Source organism: Streptomyces sp. 2114.4 (assembly GCF_900187385.1).
Lineage (GTDB): Bacteria > Actinomycetota > Actinomycetes > Streptomycetales > Streptomycetaceae > Streptomyces > Streptomyces mooreae.
Map to the genome: position 1 here is coordinate 5,394,664 of NZ_FYEY01000001.1, position 17,734 is coordinate 5,412,397.

At 72.7% G+C, this 17,734-nt stretch carries 15 protein-coding genes; 12 read left to right on the forward strand and 3 right to left on the reverse strand.

The window, feature by feature from the left end; genetic code table 11:
- Positions 1-5 precede the first annotated feature (5 nt).
- The 3 genes from CFW40_RS23885 to nudC all read left to right on the forward strand — a co-directional run bounded on the left by CFW40_RS23885 (position 6) and on the right by nudC (position 6,156).
- Complete coding sequence (locus tag CFW40_RS23885) at positions 6-3,737, forward strand: ATP-dependent DNA helicase (RefSeq protein ID WP_088799813.1); 3,732 nt, start codon at positions 6-8, stop codon at positions 3,735-3,737.
- Positions 3,738-3,747: 10 nt separating this feature from the next.
- The gene (locus CFW40_RS23890) at positions 3,748-5,148 is read left to right on the forward strand and encodes a dipeptidase (protein WP_088799815.1); all 1,401 of its coding nucleotides are present in this window, start codon (positions 3,748-3,750) and stop codon (positions 5,146-5,148) included.
- A 72-nt stretch (positions 5,149-5,220) separates the two neighbouring features.
- Positions 5,221-6,156, forward strand: coding sequence for an NAD(+) diphosphatase (gene nudC / locus CFW40_RS23895; protein ID WP_088799817.1), 936 nt, complete (start codon positions 5,221-5,223; stop codon positions 6,154-6,156).
- Positions 6,157-6,397: 241 nt separating this feature from the next.
- On the opposite strand, the gene CFW40_RS23900 is transcribed toward nudC, so the two are convergent.
- Complete coding sequence (locus CFW40_RS23900) at positions 6,398-6,640, reverse strand: mycoredoxin (RefSeq protein ID WP_088799819.1); 243 nt, start codon at positions 6,638-6,640, stop codon at positions 6,398-6,400.
- Between the two features lie 380 nt (positions 6,641-7,020).
- Between CFW40_RS23900 and CFW40_RS23905 the strand changes: the two genes are divergently transcribed.
- The 5 genes from CFW40_RS23905 (at position 7,021) to CFW40_RS23925 (ending at position 10,830) form a co-directional block, all read left to right on the forward strand.
- A complete protein-coding gene (locus CFW40_RS23905) occupies positions 7,021-9,249 on the forward strand; it encodes an ATP-dependent DNA helicase UvrD2 (RefSeq protein WP_088799821.1) in 2,229 nt (742 codons plus the stop codon).
- 145 nt (positions 9,250-9,394) lie between these two features.
- Complete coding sequence (locus CFW40_RS23910) at positions 9,395-9,718, forward strand: hypothetical protein (RefSeq protein ID WP_088799822.1); 324 nt, start codon at positions 9,395-9,397, stop codon at positions 9,716-9,718.
- 149 nt (positions 9,719-9,867) lie between these two features.
- Positions 9,868-10,221, forward strand: coding sequence for a WhiB family transcriptional regulator (locus CFW40_RS23915; RefSeq protein ID WP_026169602.1), 354 nt, complete (start codon positions 9,868-9,870; stop codon positions 10,219-10,221).
- On the forward strand, positions 10,218-10,535 hold the full coding sequence (locus tag CFW40_RS23920; RefSeq protein WP_088799823.1) for a hypothetical protein: 318 nt from the start codon (positions 10,218-10,220) through the stop codon (positions 10,533-10,535). The genes CFW40_RS23915 and CFW40_RS23920 overlap by 4 nt, the downstream gene beginning before the upstream one ends.
- Positions 10,536-10,632: 97 nt before the next feature.
- Complete coding sequence (locus tag CFW40_RS23925) at positions 10,633-10,830, forward strand: hypothetical protein (protein ID WP_088799825.1); 198 nt, start codon at positions 10,633-10,635, stop codon at positions 10,828-10,830.
- Positions 10,831-10,927: 97 nt separating this feature from the next.
- On the opposite strand, the gene CFW40_RS23930 is transcribed toward CFW40_RS23925, so the two are convergent.
- Complete coding sequence (locus CFW40_RS23930; protein ID WP_088799827.1) at positions 10,928-12,367, reverse strand: AarF/ABC1/UbiB kinase family protein; 1,440 nt, start codon at positions 12,365-12,367, stop codon at positions 10,928-10,930.
- Between the two features lie 56 nt (positions 12,368-12,423).
- Positions 12,424-13,551, reverse strand: a complete 1,128-nt coding sequence (locus CFW40_RS23935; protein ID WP_256331310.1) for a ThiF family adenylyltransferase — start codon at positions 13,549-13,551, stop codon at positions 12,424-12,426.
- Positions 13,552-13,730: 179 nt separating this feature from the next.
- Here CFW40_RS23935 and CFW40_RS23940 point away from each other — a divergent pair, with 179 nt between their 5' ends.
- From CFW40_RS23940 to CFW40_RS23955, 4 genes are all read left to right on the forward strand, one after another.
- Positions 13,731-14,354 (forward strand): M48 family metallopeptidase, encoded by a 624-nt coding sequence (locus CFW40_RS23940; protein ID WP_088799829.1) that lies wholly within the window; start codon positions 13,731-13,733, stop codon positions 14,352-14,354.
- Positions 14,355-14,464: 110 nt separating this feature from the next.
- Positions 14,465-16,153 (forward strand): TerD family protein, encoded by a 1,689-nt coding sequence (locus CFW40_RS23945; RefSeq protein ID WP_088799831.1) that lies wholly within the window; start codon positions 14,465-14,467, stop codon positions 16,151-16,153.
- Positions 16,154-16,168: 15 nt separating this feature from the next.
- Positions 16,169-16,852: an AIM24 family protein gene (locus tag CFW40_RS23950; protein ID WP_088799833.1), complete on the forward strand. Its 684-nt coding sequence runs from the start codon at positions 16,169-16,171 to the stop codon at positions 16,850-16,852.
- Between the two features lie 19 nt (positions 16,853-16,871).
- Positions 16,872-17,630 (forward strand): AIM24 family protein, encoded by a 759-nt coding sequence (locus tag CFW40_RS23955; protein WP_088799835.1) that lies wholly within the window; start codon positions 16,872-16,874, stop codon positions 17,628-17,630.
- Positions 17,631-17,734 lie beyond the last annotated feature (104 nt).

Below are 17,734 nucleotides of genomic sequence, written 5' to 3' on the forward strand. Positions count from 1 at the left end.
TTTGCGTGTCAGCTCGCCTCACCGACCCCGAGCAGCTCAAGGAGCTCCTCGGCATCCCGTTCACGCCGGAGCAGACGGAGTGCATCACCGCCCCGCCCGCCCCGCAGGTCATCGTGGCCGGAGCCGGTTCCGGCAAGACCACGGTGATGGCCGCGCGCGTGGTGTGGCTGGTCGGCACCGGGCAGGTCGCCCCCGACCAGGTCCTCGGGCTGACGTTCACGAACAAGGCCGCCGGCGAGCTCGCCGAACGCGTCAGCGCCGCGCTCCTCGCCGCCGGTGTCACCGACCCCGACGCGCCCCCGCCCGATACCGACCCCACCGCCACCGGCCGGCCCGACGGGCAGCCCGCCGAGCAGCCCACCGGAGAGCCGCGGATCTCCACCTACCACGCCTTCGCCGGCCAGCTCCTCAAGGACCACGGCCTGCGCATCGGCCTGGAGCCCAGCGCCCGGCTCCTCGCCGACGCCACCCGCTTCCAGCTCGCCGCCCGTACGCTCCGCGCCGCCCCCGGCCCCTACCCCACGCTCACCACCTCCCTGCCGTCCCTCGTGGAGGACCTGCTCGCCCTGGACGCCGAGCTCGCCGAACACCTCGTGGACCCCGCCGCGCTCCGCACGTACGACACCGAGCTCCTGGCCGCCCTCGACGGCGTGAAACTCACCAACGCCGACCTGCGCAAAGCCCCCGAAACCGCCCGCGGCCGCCTGGAACTGCTCGACCTCGTCACCGCCTACCGGGCCGAGAAGCGCCGCCGCGACCTCCTCGACTTCGGCGACCAGATCGCCCACTGCGCGACCCTCGCCACCACCCGCCCCGAAGTGGGCCGGATCCTGCGCGACGAATTCCGCGTCGTCCTGCTCGACGAGTACCAGGACACCTCCGTCGCCCAACGACTGCTGCTGTCCGCCCTCTTCGGCTCCGGCACCGGCACCGCCACCGGACATGCCGTCACCGCCGTCGGCGACCCCTGCCAGGCCATCTACGGCTGGCGCGGCGCCTCCGTGGCCAACCTCGACGACTTCCCCGTCCACTTCCCCTTCCAGGACGGCACCCCCGCCCGCCGGTACGCCCTCAGCGAGAACCGCCGCAGCGGCGGCCGCCTCCTCGACCTCGCCAACGGCCTCGCCGCACCACTGCGCCGGATGCACGAGGGCGTCGAAGCGCTGCGCCCCGCCCCCGGCGCCGAGCGCGCCGGCACCGTCCGCTGCGCCCTGCTGCCCACCCACGCCGAAGAACTCAGCTGGCTCGCCGACTCCCTCGCCCACCTCGTCCGCACCGGCACCCCGCCCGGCGAGATCGCCGTGCTGTGCCGCACCGCCGGTGATTTCGCCCGCATCCAGGGCGAACTCGTCGCCCGGGACCTCCCCGTGGAAGTCGTCGGCCTCTCCGGACTGCTGCACCTGCCCGAGATCGCCGACCTCGTCGCCGTCTGCGAAGTGCTCCAGGACCCCACGGCCAACGCCGCCCTGGTCCGCCTGCTGATCGGCCCGCGCTGGCGGATCGGCCCCCGCGACCTGGCGCTCCTGGGCCGCCGCGCCCGCACCCTCGTCCACCACAGCGCCCCCTCCGACGACCCCGGGCAGCGCCTCGCCGAGGCCGTCGAAGGCGTCGACCCGGCCGAGACCATCTCGCTCGCCGACGCCCTCGACACCTTCCTGGAGGCCGAAGGACCCGACGACGGGCTCCCCTTCTCCCCCGAGGCCCGGGTGCGCTTCGCCTACCTGGCCACCGAACTGCGCGACCTGCGCCGCTCCCTCGGCGACCCCCTCATGGACGTGCTCCACCGGGTGCTCGCCGCCACCGGCCTGGAAGTCGAGCTGTCCGCATCGCCGCACGCCCTCGCCGCACGCCGCCGCGAAACGCTCGGCACCTTCCTCGACATCGCGGCCGGATTCGCGGCCAAACAAGGCGGCGAATCCCTCGACGGCGACGCCACCCTGCTCGCCTTCCTCGGCTTCCTGCGCACCGCCGTCCAGCACGAAAAGGGCCTGGACAGCTCCCTTCCCGGCGGCGACAACACCATCAAGGTCCTGACCGCTCACAAGTCCAAGGGCCTGGAATGGGACGTGGTCGCCGTCCCCGGCCTGGTGGCCAAGCAGTTCCCCAGCGAACAGGCCCGTGAGTCCTGGACCAGCCGGTCCAAGGTCCTCCCGCACGCCCTGCGCGGCGACGCCGCCACCCTCCCCGACGTCGGGGAATGGACCGCCCGCGGCCTGAAATCCTTCAAGGAGGCGATGAAGCAGCACCAGGAGACCGAGGAACTGCGCCTCGGCTACGTCACCTTCACCCGCCCCCGCTCTCTGCTGCTCGGTTCCGGCCACTGGTGGGGCCCCCAGCAGAAGCGACCGCGCGGCCCCTCCGCCTTCCTGGAGGCGCTGCGCGAGCACTGCGAGGCGGGGCACGGCGAGATCGAGCACTGGGCCGATGCCCCCGAGGACGGCGAGGAGAACCCCGCCCTCTCCGAGGCCGCCACGGAACAGGCCTGGCCGCTGCCCCTCGACCCCACCGCCACGGCCCGCCGCCGCGCCGCCGCGGCCACGGTCCGCGCCCACCTGCAACGCCGTACGGGGGAGGGGCCCGCCGCCGTTGCCGCCGCCCCACCGTCCCTGTCCGCCCACGACCCCGACTGGCCGCCGCCACCGGCCGATGATCCCTGGGACGCCGATCCGTTCGACGGGCCCGAAGCCGGACCGTACGACGTGCCGGAAGCCGGGCCGGAGGCCGATCCGTTCGCCGGGCCGCAGGGCGAGCCGTACGACATGCCGGACGACCCGTTCGACGAGGCCGACCCGTTCGACGAGGCCGGCCCCCGGCCGTCCGCCGACGCCCCGCCGTACGACATGCCCCGCCCGCACCCGTCCGACGACGCCCCGCCGCAGGACACCCCCGAGGCCGGCCCTGCCTCCCCGCTCCATGCCCACATCGGCGCCCAGCGCTCCACCGAGCCCGACCTCACGGCACCCGCCGACCCCGGCACCGCCCACCCCGGAGAGACCGCGCCGCACACCCTCCTCCCCGAGGAGCGGCGCACCGTCGGCTCCTGGGACCGCGATCTCGACGCCCTCGCCGCCGAACTGCGCCGCTCCCGCGCCACCGTCCGCGACGTCCCGCTGCCCTCCGCACTCAGCGCCACCCAGCTGCTCCGCCTCGCCGCCGACCCCGACGGCTTCGCCCGCGAACTCGCCCGCCCCATGCCGCGCCCGCCACAGCCCGGCACCCGCCGTGGCACCCGCTTCCACGCCTGGGTCGAATCCCGCTTCGAAGAGCTGACGCTGCCCCTGATCGGCCCCGACGAGCTCCCCGGCGCCGAAACGGGCGAGGAAGCCGCAATCGTCGATGAACACGACCTCGAAACCCTCAAGGAGGCCTTCGCCCGCACCCCCTACGCCCACCGCACCCCCTTCCGCGTCGAAGCCCCCTTCCAGCTCACCCTCGCGGGGCGGGTCATCCGCGGCCGGATCGACGCCGTCTACAAAGAGCCCGGCCCCGACGGCGACCGCTTCGAGATCGTCGACTGGAAGACCGGCCGTGCCCACAGCGCCGACCCCCTCCAGCTGGCCGTCTACCGCCTCGCCTGGGCCGAGCGGTACGGCCTGGAGCCGTCCGCCGTCGGCGCCGCCTTCCTCTACGTCCGCAGCGGCGAGGTGGTCCGCCCCGCCCGGCTGCCCGGCCGCACCGGACTCGAACGCATCCTGCTCGGCGAGACCGCCGACCGGCCTCCCCCACGCGGCCGATAGGCTCGGGCGTATGAGCACAACCCCGGACAGCGCCGTCCGCGCGTACATCACCCTGCACCGCGAAGCGTTCCTCGCGGACCTCGCCGACTGGCTGCGCATCCCCTCCGTGTCCGCCGACCCCAAGCGCGCCGGCGAGGTACGCCGCAGCGCCGAATGGCTCGCCGCGAAGCTCTCCGACACCGGCTTTCCCACCACCGAGATCTGGGAGACCGACGGCCTGCCCGCCGTCTTCGCCGAGTGGCCCTCGGGGGACCCGTCCGCGCCGACCGTGCTCGTCTACGGCCACCACGACGTACAGCCCGCCGCCCGCGAGGACGGCTGGCACACCGACCCCTTCGCACCCCAGACCATCGACGGCAAGCTCTACGCCCGCGGCGCCGCCGACGACAAGGGTCAGGTGTTCTTCCACACCCTGGGCGTGCGCGCACACCTCGCCGCGACCGGCCGCACCGCCCCCGCCGTCAACCTCAAGCTGCTCGTCGAGGGCGAGGAGGAGTCCGGCTCACCGAACTTCCCGGCCCTGATCGAGAAGCACGCCGACCGCCTCGCCTGCGACGCGGTGATCGTCTCCGACACCGGCATGTGGTCCAGGGACACCCCCACGGTGTGCACCGGCATGCGTGGCCTGACGGACTGCCAGATCGACCTCTACGGCCCCGACCAGGACCTCCACTCCGGCTCGTTCGGCGGCGCCGTCCCCAACCCCGCCACCGAGGCCGCCCGGCTGGCCGCCGCGCTGCACGACGCCGACCGCCGGGTCGCCGTCCCCGGCTTCTACGACGGCGTGATCGAGCTCACCGACCGCGAGCGGGAACTCTTCGCCGAGCTGCCCTTCGACGAGGAGGAGTGGCTGCGCACCGCGCACTCCCACGCCCCCCTCGGCGAGGCCGGCAGCACCACCCTGGAACGCATCTGGGCCCGCCCCACCGCCGAGGTCAACGGCATCGGCGGCGGCTACCAGGGCCCCGGCGGCAAGACCATCGTGCCGTCCACCGCACAGCTCAAGCTGTCCTTCCGGCTGGTCGCGGGCCAGAGCGCGGCCGCCGTGCAGCAGTCCGTACGCGACTGGGTCGCCGCCCGCCTCCCGGCCGGCATCCGCCACGAGATCACCTTCTGGGGCGCCACCCGCCCCTGCCTCACCCCGCTCGACCACCCCGCGCTCCAGTCCCTCGTCCGCGCCATGGGCCGGGCCTTCGAGGACAAGATCCGCTTCACCCGCGAGGGCGGCTCCGGACCGGCGGCCGACCTCCAGGACGTCCTCGGCGTCCCGGTCCTCTTCCTCGGCATCTCCGTGCCGTCCGACGGCTGGCACGCACCGAACGAAAAGGTCGAGCTCGACCTGCTGATGAAGGGCGTCGAAACCGCCGCCCTTCTGTGGGGCGACCTCGCGGAGACCTGGCGCCCGGCCTGACCGCGCACCCCCGTACCGCTCCGCGCCCGTACGCAGCAATCACCCACGCCACAGGGGGAGTTGGAAACAGCAGTGACCACCTGGACCGACCACACCGCCGGCCGGCCGCTCACGTTCAGCGCGCCGAGCGGAATTGACCGCTCCGCCCATCACCGTCTCGACGAGGCATGGCTGGCGGCGGCCTGGAGCCACCCGACGACGCGCGTCTTCGTGGTGTCCGGCGGACAGGCGCTGATCGACGACACCCCTGACGGCCGCACCGAGCTGATCATGACGCCGTCCTTCGAGGCGCCGCTGACCGAGGCCCACCGCTACTACCTCGGCACCGACGACGAGGGCGTCAGCTACTTCGCCCTCCAGAAGGACTCGCTGCCCGGCCGCATGGACCAGTCCGCGCGCCCGGCGGGCCTGCGCGAGGCCGGTCTGCTGCTGTCGCCCCGCGACGCGGGCCTGCTGGTGCACGCCGTCGCCCTCGAAAACTGGCAGCGCCTGCACCGCTTCTGCTCACGCTGCGGCGAGCGCACCGTCATCGCCGCCGCGGGGCACATCCGCCGCTGCCCGGCGTGCGGCGCCGAGCACTACCCACGCACCGACCCGGCGGTGATCATGCTCGTCACCGACGAGGAGGACCGCGCCCTCCTGGGCCGGCAGGTCCACTGGCCCGAGGGCCGCTTCTCCACCCTTGCCGGCTTCGTCGAGCCGGGTGAGTCCATCGAGCAGTCGGTGGCGCGTGAAGTCTCCGAGGAGGCCGGCGTCGTCGTCGGCGATGTCGAGTACATCGCCAGCCAGCCCTGGCCCTTCCCCTCCAGCCTGATGCTGGGCTTCATGGCGCGCGCCACGTCGTCCGAGATCCAGGTCGACGGCGAGGAGATCGAAGAGGCCCGCTGGTTCTCCCGCGAGGACCTGCGCGCCGCCTTCGAGTCCGGCGAGGTCCTTCCGCCCTACGGCATCTCCATCGCCGCCCGCCTCATCGAGCTCTGGTACGGCAAGCCGCTGCCCAAGCCGTGAGCGCTGGACGGTGAGCGGGGGCGGGCGGGCCGTATGGCAGTCCGCCCCCGACGCCGTCAGGCAGCAGCCAGCGGGCAGACGGTACGCAGCAGGCAGCAGCCAGCAGGCCGTCGGCCGGTCCCACATGGGGTCCGGCCGACGGCCTGCCGCGTGCACACGGAGCGCAGCCGTCAGACCATCCGGCCGTCGAGCCGTCGAGCCGTCGAGCCGTCGAGCCGTCGAGCCGTCCGGCCATCGGCTGTCAGGCCCCGACCTTCTCCTTGACCTGCGCCAGGGACGGGTTGGTCAGCGTCGAGCCGTCGGGGAACCGCACGGTCGGCACGGTCTGGTTGCCGCCGTTCGCCTTCTCCACGAACGCCGCGGACTCCGGGTCGTGCTCGATGTTGATCTCGGTGTACGCGATGCCCTCGCGGTCCATCTGGCCCTTCAGCCGACGGCAGTAGCCGCACCAGGTCGTGCTGTACATCGTCACAGTGCCCGCCATGCGTCCCGCGCTCCTTCGTTAAGTCTTGATCCGAAACCGCCCGACGCCGTACTCGGCACTCGGCGCGGCCAAGCACCACAACGTACGACGTGCCCGGGGCATTCCCGGGGGGCCACCCCCACCCCTCCCCCCTCCCCACCCACACCCCCGAGAGACCGCCCCCACCGGCCTCGCCTCAGCCCCCACCGCCCCTTCCCGCTGCTGCTGCTGCCGCTGCCGCTGCGCCGCTCTGCGCCGGCTGCTCGCCGCTGAGAAAAGCAAAGCACCCTCCGCGGCCGCGTGCCGGCCGTTGTCCACAGGGGCCGTGATGCGTACGACCGGGGTGCGGCGGCTGTGGACGGGCTTCCCGGGCGGCCGCGCGGACCTGGCAGCATGGCGGGGTGACAGCAGCAACGGACTCCTCTCTCTTCCCGCAGGTGCCTGACTCGGCCGACGGGGTGCTCGACGGGCTCGACCCCGAGCAGCGCGAGGTCGCCACGGCTCTGCACGGTCCCGTCTGCGTGCTGGCCGGTGCCGGCACGGGCAAGACCCGCGCGATCACCCACCGGATCGCCTACGGGGTGCGGGCCGGGATCCTGCAGCCCGCGAGTGTGCTCGCGGTCACGTTCACGGCCCGCGCGGCCGGCGAGATGCGCGGCCGGCTGCGGCAGCTCGGCGCGGGCGGGGTCCAGGCCAGGACGTTCCACTCCGCCGCCCTGCGGCAGCTCCAGTTCTTCTGGCCGAAGGCCGTCGGCGGTGAGGTCCCGCGGCTGCTGGAGCGCAAGATCCAGCTCGTCGCCGAGGCCGCCGCCCGCTGCGGCATCCGGCTGGACCGCAATGAGCTGCGCGATGTCACGGCCGAGATCGAATGGTCCAAGGTCACCCAGACCGTGCCGGCCGACTACCCCGCCGCCGTCGTCAAGGCCGGCCGCGAGGCCCCTCGTGACCCGGCCGAGGTCGGGCAGATCTACCGCACGTATGAACAGCTCAAGCGCGAGCGCGGCAGCATCGACTTCGAGGATGTGCTGCTGCTCACCGTCGGTGTGCTGCAGGACCGGCACGACATCGCCGAGCAGGTCCGGGCCCAGTACCAGCACTTCGTCGTCGACGAGTACCAGGACGTCAGCCCGCTCCAGCAGCGGCTGCTGGAGCTGTGGCTGGGGGACCGCGACACCCTCTGCGTGGTCGGCGACGCCGGCCAGACGATCTACAGCTTCACCGGCGCCACCCCGGACCACCTCCTCAACTTCCGCACCCGCCATCCGAACGCGACGGTCGTCAGGCTCGTCCGCGACTACCGCTCCAGCCCCCAGGTCGTGCACCTCGCCAACGGTCTGCTCTCCCAGGCCAAGGGGCGCGCCGCCGAGCAGCGCCTGGAACTGGTCTCGCAGCGCGAGGCCGGCCCCGAGCCCGTGTACACGGAGTACGCCGACGAGCCCGCCGAGGCCGAGGGCACCGCCCGCCGGATCCGTGACCTGATCGCCGCCGGTGTGCCCGCCGGGGAGATCGCCGTGCTCTTCCGCATCAACGCCCAGTCCGAGGTCTACGAGCAGGCGCTGGCGGACGCCGGGGTGCCGTATCAGCTGCGGGGCGCCGAGCGGTTCTTCGAGCGGCCCGAGGTGCGCGAGGCCGGAGTCAAGCTGCGCGGCGCCGCCCGTTTCGGTGCCAACGACGCGCTGCTCGACGACGCCATGGATCTGCCGTCCGAGGTGCGGGCGGTGCTCAGCGACATGGGCTGGACGAGCAGGCCGCCGGCCGGCTCCGGGGCGGTGCGGGACCGCTGGGAGTCCCTGGCGGCCTTGGTCCGGCTGGCCGAGGACTTCGCCAGGGCCCGGCCCGCGGCCACCCTCGCGGACCTCGTCGCCGAGCTGGACGAGCGGGCGAACGTCCAGCACGCCCCGACGGTCGAAGGGGTGACCCTGGCGTCCCTGCACGCTGCCAAGGGCCTGGAGTGGGATGCCGTCTTCCTGGTCGGCCTCACCGAGGGCATGCTGCCGATCACCTACGCCAAGACTGACGAGCAGATCGAGGAGGAGCGCCGGCTGCTCTATGTCGGCGTCACCCGCGCCCGGCTGCATCTGGGCCTGTCCTGGTCGCTGGCGCGCTCTCCCGGCGGGCGGGCCTCCCGCCGCGCCAGCCGCTTCCTCAGCGGCCTGCGGCCCGGGTCCGGGGCGGCGGCCGGCCGCCGGGCGCCGGGCGCGCTCTCCGGGGGCATCGAGCGCGGCGACGGGGCGGCTGCGGTGGCTCGGCGCCCCCGGCACCGCAGCCCGGCCCGCTGCCGGGTCTGCAACAGGACCCTCACCGACGCGGGCGAGATGAAGCTGATGCGGTGCGAGGACTGCCCCTCGGAGCTCGACGAGGCGCTTTACGAGCGGCTGTGCGCGTGGCGGGCCGAGCAGGCGGCGCGTTCCCGGCAGCCCGCCTACTGCGTCTTCACCGACAAGACCCTGATGGCGATCGCGGAGGCCGTGCCGGGAACCGAAGCGGAGCTTGCGGTCATCTCCGGGGTGGGGCGGCGGAAGTTCGACCGCTACGGCAGTGACGTGCTGGCAATCTGTGCCGGCGAGGAGCTCGTGGGGGCCTCGGAGGACGGGCCCGGGGACGCCGCGAAAAACTCGTCGGAAAAATAGTTTGCGCGCGCGGAGCGCATCCCCATAGCCTTCACAAGCAACGGAGACAACGGTTTCTTTCCGAGATCCGATGGATCCGTGCTGTACTTGAACACCCTGGAACGGGATTCCCGGTCCACCGAGACGCCGAGAGGAGGCGAGCCCAGTGATCAGCATCATCGAGACCAACAAAATGACCGATCTCTCGGTCGTCGCCACCTGCCCGCTCGGCTCCTCGCTCCCTGGTACCGGTATGTCCGGCTTCGGCCGCCTGTCCGGTATGGGAGTCGCGCGTCCCGAGTCCCTCGCTGTGCTGACGCGCGGCGAGCGGAGCGAGCGACCGACCGAGGCACCTGCGGTAGCAGCGGCGGCATCGGCGAATGCCCTTGTCTTCGCGGCGGCCAATGGTGCCGGATCCCGGAAGCAGTACCAGACGCAGCATGAAACGTGGGCCTACCGCGGCCACGAACCCTGGAGAGATCCAGCCTGATCGGCACGATCAGGTCGGCACCTTCCAGGGCCGCGGAACCCACACCGGGATCCGCGGCCCTTTTGTTTTCCCCCAAGCCTCCGGCTAGGGGGGACCCCCACAAGCGCGCCCGCCACCAGCCGGGCCGAACAGACGAGGAACACACCACCGTGCAACTGCAGACGCACACCCCGTCCGTAGCCACCGACCTGATCCCTCCGCCCGACCCTCAGGAGAACTCCTTGCTTCCCCTCACCGAGCTCGACGACGAGATCGACCGCCTCGGCGCCGCCGTTCCGTGCCGCACCTACGACCCCGAGGTCTTCTTCGCCGAGTCCCCGGCCGACGTCGAGTACGCCAAGACGCTGTGCCAGACCTGTCCGGTCCGTGAGGCCTGCCTCGCCGGTGCCAAAGACCGCCGTGAGCCGTGGGGCGTCTGGGGCGGCGAGCTCTTCGTCCAGGGCGTCGTCGTGCCGCGGAAGCGGCCGCGTGGCCGTCCGCGCAAGAACCCGGTCGCGGCATGAACACCATCGGCACAGGAACGATCGACCGTCCCCTCACCCGGGACCCCCAGAAGCAGGACCTCACGATGAACCCCTCCCTCACCGACACCCCCGTCCTTGTGAACACCGACGCGACCGAGTCGCGTCAGAACAGGAACCTCGCCATGCAACTCATCCCAGAAGCTCTGGCGCGTGCGCATATGCACCAACGCCTCCGGGAGGCCGAATCGGAACGCAGGGCGCACCGGCTCGCGGCCGCGCGGCGTATGCAGCGGCGCGCCGAGCGCGCGTCGCTCCGTGCCCGCCGGGCGCTGGCCATGGCCGTGATGCAGTAAGGCGCTGATGCCGCCACCCATGGGGTCCGTCCGACAGGGCGGGCCCCATGGTGCGTTGTATCCCGTTTCGCGGGTCCGGCGGGGATATCGTCGGCTGGTGGACCAGAAGACGCATGAACGCGCGGAGTTGGCCGACGGGAACACGATGTGCGCCGGCTGCGGCGCGGTCGCCGAGGGCGCCGGGCCGACCTGGACCTGCTCCGTCGAGAACGGTGAGCGCCGCTACTTCTGCCACCACTGTGCGCGGGAGAACATCCGGGCCATCGAAGGGCGCCTGGATTCCAGCTGGTGGTGAGGCCGGCCGCCGCCGGAGCCGGCTGCCCCCGGGCCGTCCTGTCCGCTCCGCCGGCCGGAGCGGACAGGACGGGCTCGTGTGGCGCGGTGGGCCCGGCTCAGACCGTGGTCTCCTCGACGGACTCCTTCCCGAGCTCCGCACCGATCTCGTCGTCCCCGAGGGGGTCGGCACCGGCGATGTCCGGGGCGGCCGGCTCCTCCTCGGGCACAAAGCCGGGCAGCCACGCCTCCAGCTCGTCGCGCAGCCGTACCGTCGCCCCCAGCTGGCACAGCACCCCGATCGTGCTCAAGGTCACCCGGTGGATCAGGAGGTACGAGGGCGGCAGATTGAGCTGCTTGCCCAACTGGTGGGCAGGAGAGCGCGGATCGCCGATCCGGGTGGCCTGATGGCGCATCCAGCTCCGGGTGAAGGTGAAGGCGTCCACCAGCGCGGGCTCGATGATCGGCAGGAGATAGTCCAGCACCGCGTCCGGGTCCAGCTCGATGGACTCCTTGACGAAGCCCTCCTCGCACAGCAGCTGGTAGACGGCGTCCGCCTCGCCCTCCAACGTCATCCGCAGCGAGGTCCCGATCGTCGGCGGCAGCCCCTCGGGCAGCCGGTCGACGGTGCCGAAGTCCAGCACCCCCAGCCGCCACTCCTCGACCGGGCCGTCCGGGAAGTTTCCGGCCAACAGCCGGAAGTTGCCCGGATGCGGGTCGGCATGCAGCAGGCCCGTACGGGCAGGGCCGGAGAAGAGGAAGCGGGCCAGCAGCTGACCGGCACGGTCCCGCTGCTCGTCGGTGCCGTCCGCGATCACCACCGACAGCGGCACCCCGTCCATCCACTCCGTCACCAGCACCTCGTCGCACTGGTGCACCACGGCCGGCACCACCACGTCCGGGTCGTCGGCGAACTCCTCGGCATGCGCCCGCTGGGCCGCTGCCTCCAGGGAGTAGTCCAGCTCCTCCGACACCCGGTCACGCAGCTCGGTGATCAGCGGTTTGATGTCCATGCCCGGGATCAGCGGGCCCAGGAGCCGCGCGAACCGGCTCAGCTGTGCCAGGTCCGACAACAGCGCCTGGCCGGCACCCGGATACTGCACCTTGACCGCCACCTCGCGGCCGTCGTGCCACACCGCACGGTGGACCTGCCCGATCGAGGCCGCCGCGGCCGGCTTGTCCTCGAACTCCTCGAACAGCTCCCGCCAGTCCTCGCCGAGCCGTTCCGCCAGGACGGAGTGCACCGTGCTGGTCGGCATCGGAGGCGCCGCCTCCTGAAGCTTCGTCAGGGCGGCGCGGTAGGGTCCGGCGATCTCCTCGGGCAGTGCCGACTCGAAGACGGACAGCGCCTGCCCGAACTTCATCGCCCCGCCCTTCAGCTCACCGAGCACCTTGAAGAGCTGTTCCGCGGTGCGCTGTTGCAGCTCCCGGCCGACGATTTCCGCGGATCTGCCGCCGATCCGCTTGCCGAGGCCCCAGGTGGCACGGCCGGCGAACCCCAGTGGCAGCGCGGCCAGCTTGGCGGTGCGGGTGACCGCCTTGCGGGGAAGATCAGACATGTGCCCCTCCAACTCACACTGTCCCCCAACCGGGGTTACTCCGTCATTGTGGCGTGTCACGGCCGAGGATCCGAGGCGCCCGTCGTACCGGGCGGACCGGCAGCGCCGCAGCCGCACTCCGGATGCGGCTCGATCCGCACCGTCCGCACGGTGGCACACGGTGCGGCGAGCTCCATCCGCGCCCCTGTGCACGGCGGCAGTTCACCATCGAGGAACGTCAGTGCCTGGACGGCGGCGACCCCCGCGACCGCGGTCGCCAGCGCGGCATCGCAGGCCGGCACCGCGGGGGAACCCCGTCCCGACCGCCACTGCGCCAGCAGCCGCGGCCAGGCCGGCTCCGCGTCCGTACGGCGTAGTTCATCGCAGCGGGCACAGGCCGAACCTCCAGGCAGTACCAAGGGACCCACCACACCCGTGCCCTCGATCACCCCCGCGTAAAGATGCGGGATGCCGGCGGTGAGCAGCGGTTCGCAGAGCACGGGATCGGGGGCGTACGCGCCGAGTCCGTCGCGCGGGGCGAGCACCACGAGGGACAGCCCGGGTTCGCCGGATTCGCTGACCGGGACCCTCGGCCGCGGGGTACGGGCCCAGGGGGAGCAGCGGGTGACCAGCCGTCGCGCCGCGACGGCGCGCCGCTCACCGGTCTGCTCGGCCGGCAGCCCGCCGGGCAGCACGTCCCACGGCTGGACCGTGCCGCCGTCGACCACCTCCACCCGGCCGGCCCCCGAGGCCGAGAGCAGCGCCGCGATCGCGGCGCCGACCCGCCCCGCCCCCTTGACCCGCGCCCGGACCGCGCGACGCGCCCCCATCCGGCTCAGCGCGCCCGCGGGCTCGGGATGCCGCACCGAGAGGGACGCCAGGTCGGGCCGCAGCTGTTCGAAGGCGGCCTGGTCCGCCCGGACCGCCTCGGCCGGCGGGCCGCCGGCGGTGGGGGCTTCCAGCAGCCCGGCCGCGCCGAGCCGGTCCACCACACCCCGTACGTGTTCGGGCGGGAGGTCCAGTAACGCGGCCTCCTCGATCAGTTGCGGCAGCGTGCGCGTGCCGTCGATCAGCGAGAGGAAGCTTCCGGTCGCCGTATCGACCGGGCCGACCACCAGCGCATGCGCCGGCGCCACACCGAACCGCACCGTTTCCCTGTCCCGCCAGCCGCGCCGCAGCGCGGGCTTGAGCATCGGATGCCGCATATCCGCCCCCGTCCTTCGTCGTCCGGCTCCCAGCATGCGCCGTGCCGCGGATTCCTGCGGAAGTTATCCACAGGCAGGGGCTGCCGGTCGTACAAGCAGTGCACGCCATGGAGTGGTTCGGCGGGCGAACCGTCCGCGGGGCGGGACTTCCCGCACTGCCAGCGGGTAACGTCGGGCGCGTGCCCGCCGACCCTTCCCACGGCCCGGGGGAAACCCCCCTGCGCCGCGCCGCCGACACATCGCGCGAGGCTTCTCCGAGCCCCCGGGCCCGCGGGTCGGGCACCAGCGCCGTCGAGGTGCGCCGCAGCTCACGGCGGCGCAGAACGGTCTCGGCGTACCGCGAGGGCAACCGCACGGTGGTCCTCATCCCGGCGCGCATGTCCGAGGCAGAGGAACGGCGTTGGGTCACCGTCATGCTCGACAAGCTCGCCGCCCAGGAGAGCAAGCGGATGCTGGGCGACGGCGAGCTGGCCCGGCGTGCCGAGCGGCTGTCCGGCCAGTATCTGGACGGCCGCGCCAGCCCCGCGTCGGTGCGCTGGGTGACCAACCAGAACACCCGCTGGGGATCGTGCACCCCCGCGGAGGGCAGCATCCGCCTCTCGCACCGCCTCCAGGGCATGCCGGAGTACGTCGTCGACTACGTCCTGCTGCACGAACTCGCCCATCTGCTCGTCCCCGGCCACGGTCCCCGTTTCTGGCGGCTGCTGGAGGCCTACCCCCGTACGGAGCGGGCCCGCGGCTACCTCGAAGGGGTGGTCGCGGCCGACCGGCTGCCCCATCTGCCCGCCGCCCGCGACGACTGACGCGGCACCGGGCGAGATCCGCCGCGCCCCGGCATCGCCCGCTGTCGGCGCCAGCGGTTAGCCTGGCGCGCAGAAGGAACTCACAGCGGAGCGGGGGACGGACGTTACGTATGGCCAGGGAATTCCAGCGGGGCCACAAGGCCAAGATCGGTGATCTGACGGCGGGAACGGATCTGTACGTCGGCGTGCAGATCGCCGGACCCGGCCTGACCTTCGACATCAGCTGCTTCGGACTGGACGCCGACGAGCGGCTGTCCGACGACCGGTACTTCGTCTTCTTCAACCAGCCCAAGACGCCCGAGGAATCGGTCCAGCTGCTCGGGGCGCAGGCCGGCGACAGCGAGTCCTTCCGGGTCACCCTCGACAAGATCCCGCCGCACATCCAGAAGCTCTCCTTCACCGCCGCGCTCGACGGTGCGGGCCAGGTCTCGCAGATCGGCCCCGGCTACCTCCGGATCGTGGCCGGCGGCGAAGAGGTCGCCCGCTACTCCTTCACCGGCAGCGAGTTCAGCACCGAACGCGCCGTCATGCTGGGCGACTTCTACCTCAAGGACGTCTGGCGCTTCGCCGCCGTCGGCCAGGGCTTCGACGGCGGACTGGAGGCGCTGCTGAAGAACTTCGGCGGCGAGGTCGCCGAGGAGGCCGAGGCCCCGGCGCCGCCCCCCGCGGCACAGGGCGCGCCCGGCTTCGCGCCGCCCTCCGGTGCGGCGGCCCCCGCACCGTCCTTCGGGGTGCCCGCCGCCCCCGCACCGCAGCAGCCCGCGCCCGACTTCGGCCCGCCCCAGGGCGCGCCGCAGGCGCCCCCGGCCGCGCCGCAGCCCACCGAGCCGCAGGTGCACCTCGCGCCCACCCTCGCCGCGCCGCCGGCCCCGCCCGCTGTGCCCGGCCCGCCCGGCCAGCAGCCGCCGGCCCCGTACGGTCAGCCGGCGCCCGGTCAGGACCCGTACGGCCGGCAGCAGACCGCACCCGGCGGCTTCCCCGGCCAGCAGGCCCCGCAGGCACCGCCCTACGGGCAGCCCGCCCCGCCGCCCGGCGGATACGGACCCCCGCAGCCCGCCCCCTACGGGCAGCCGGGACAGCAGCCCCCGGGCGCCCCGTACGGCGGCGGCCAGACCCCGGCGGTCCCCCAGGGCGGCGGCCCGAGCCTCGGCGTCGTCCTGGACAAGTACAAGGAAGCCCCCACCGGCCGGCGCTGGACCCCGCAGAACAGCAAGCTGATCCGCGTCGACCTCGGCGTCGACGGCCAGCCGGTGCTCGCCCGCCAGGGCAGCATGGTGCTCTACCAGGGCAAGGTCGACTTCGGCTACAAGGGCGCCGGCTTCCGCGGCCGGATCGTCGGCAACGCCACCGGCCAGGAAATGCAGCTGATGCGCTGCACCGGCCAGGGCCAGGTCTTCTTCGCCGAGAACAGCGCCCACGTCCACCCCATCGAGCTGCAGGGCGACGCCATCTGTGTGTCCGCCGACAGCGTCCTCGCCTTCGACGAGTCGCTGCAGCACGAGGTCCGCAGGATCGAGGGCCACGGCATCCCCGGTGGCGCCCTGTTCACCATGCAGTTCCAGGGGACCGGCACCCTCGTCGTCAAGACCCAGGGCACCCCGGTCGTCCTGCCGGTCACCCCGACCACCTTCGCCGACGCCAACGCCATCGTGGCCTGGTCCGCGGGTTCGCAGGTGATCATCTCCAGCCAGGTGAGCCTGCGTCGGCACGCCTTCCCCGGCCACTCGGGCGAGACCGTGAACCTCCAGTTCCGCGGTGCGCCCGGCAACTTCATCGTCGTCCAGCCCTACGAGGTCTGAGGGAGCCCGCACGTCATGAACCAGCAGCAGCTGTCGGGCTACGCCCCGACCCCGCCCGCCGCCCGTATGGAGAACCACGGCAGCGCCATGGTGAAGATCGCCATGCAGAGCGGCCAGGACGTCTTCGCGCGCACCGGCTCGATGGTCGCCTACGAAGGCTTCGTCCAGTACGAGCCGAACCCGCCCGCCGTCCGCCAGATGGCCTCCCAATGGCTCACCGGCGAAGGCGCACCCCTGATGAAGTGCTCCGGAGACGGTCTGCTCTACCTCGCCGACTACGGCGCCGACGTGGTCTGCATCAACCTCGACGGCGATTCGCTCTCCGTCAACGGCACCAACCTCCTCGCATTCGACGCGCAGCTCCAGTGGGGCGTGCAGCGCGTCAAGGGCATGGCGAAGTTCGCCGGCCAGGGCCTCTTCAACGTCGGGATCTCCGGCACCGGCTGGGTCGCCCTGACCTCCCGGGGCACGCCCATCGTCGTCGACTGCGGCCGCGGCGAGGACGAGACCTATGTGGACCCGGACGCCCTGGTCGCCTGGTCGACCAACCTGAAGATGAAGGGCAAGCGCAGCTTCAAGGCGTCCTCGATGATCGGGCGCGGCAGCGGCGAGGCGTACCAACTGGGCTTCTCCGGCCAGGGATTCGTCGTCGTCCAGCCCAGCGAGGACAGCACCGACCGGCTCCGGGCCCGGGGCTGAGGGGGAGGACCGAACAGCCATGCAGAGTCCGCTTTTCGCCTTCACCGAGGCGCAGACCCAGGACCGCTACGTCCTGCAGAACAGCCAGCTGCTGCGCGTCGCCCTCCAGGGCCACGAAGACCTCCTCGCCCGTAAGGGCGCCATGGTCGCCTACCAGGGGCTGCTCGAATTCGACGGCAACTACACGACGCCCGGCCAGCAGCGCGCCCGCGCGCACTCCGGCGAGGGCCTGGACCTGATGCGCGTCTCCGGGCAGGGCACGGTCTACCTGGCCAACCTCGCCCAGTACGTCCATGTCGTCGACGTCGACCACGACGGCCTGACCGTCGACAGCAGTTACGTCCTGGCGCTGGACTCCGGCCTCCACTGGGAGGTCGTCTCCGTCGACAGCCAGTACGGCATCTCCGGCACCGGCAAGTACCAGCTCAACATCTCCGGACGGGGCAAGGTGGTCCTGATGACCTCCGGCGAGCCGCTGATGCTGCAGGTCACGCCCGACAAGTACGTCAACGCCGACGCCGACGCGGTGGTCGCCTGGTCCGCTTCGCTGCGGGTGCAGATGCAGGCGCAGACGCACTCCTCCGGGGTGTGGCGCCGGCGCGGCAACACGGGCGAGGGCTGGGAGCTCAGCTTCCTCGGCCAGGGCTACGCACTGGTCCAGCCCAGCGAACTGCTGCCGCCGCAGAACGCCGTCATGGGCTCCGGTGTGGCCGCCCAGTTCGGTATGGGCCAGCAGGGCGCGCGGGGCATGAACCAGGGCAACATCTTCACCAACTGAGCGACTTCGGGGCGCCGTTGCCGCACCCACTTCGGCGCCCGCCCCGGGAAGGGCGGGCGCCGCAGCGCATGGCGGTCCAGCGGTGCCGGGGCACTGGCGTCCGG

Excerpts from the sequence above, each read along its gene's own strand:
- CFW40_RS23920 (WP_088799823.1), top strand. The coding sequence starts at position 10,218 with ATGAACACCATCGGCACAGGAACGATCGACCGTCCCCTCACCCGGGAC.
- CFW40_RS23950 (WP_088799833.1), top strand. The coding sequence starts at position 16,169 with ATGAACCAGCAGCAGCTGTCGGGCTACGCCCCGACCCCGCCCGCCGCC.
- CFW40_RS23890 (WP_088799815.1), top strand. The coding sequence starts at position 3,748 with ATGAGCACAACCCCGGACAGCGCCGTCCGCGCGTACATCACCCTGCAC.
- CFW40_RS23935 (WP_256331310.1), bottom strand. The coding sequence starts at position 13,551 with ATGCGGCATCCGATGCTCAAGCCCGCGCTGCGGCGCGGCTGGCGGGAC.
- CFW40_RS23955 (WP_088799835.1), top strand. The coding sequence starts at position 16,872 with ATGCAGAGTCCGCTTTTCGCCTTCACCGAGGCGCAGACCCAGGACCGC.
- CFW40_RS23945 (WP_088799831.1), top strand. The coding sequence starts at position 14,465 with ATGGCCAGGGAATTCCAGCGGGGCCACAAGGCCAAGATCGGTGATCTG.
- CFW40_RS23930 (WP_088799827.1), bottom strand. The coding sequence starts at position 12,367 with ATGTCTGATCTTCCCCGCAAGGCGGTCACCCGCACCGCCAAGCTGGCC.
- CFW40_RS23900 (WP_088799819.1), bottom strand. The coding sequence starts at position 6,640 with ATGGCGGGCACTGTGACGATGTACAGCACGACCTGGTGCGGCTACTGC.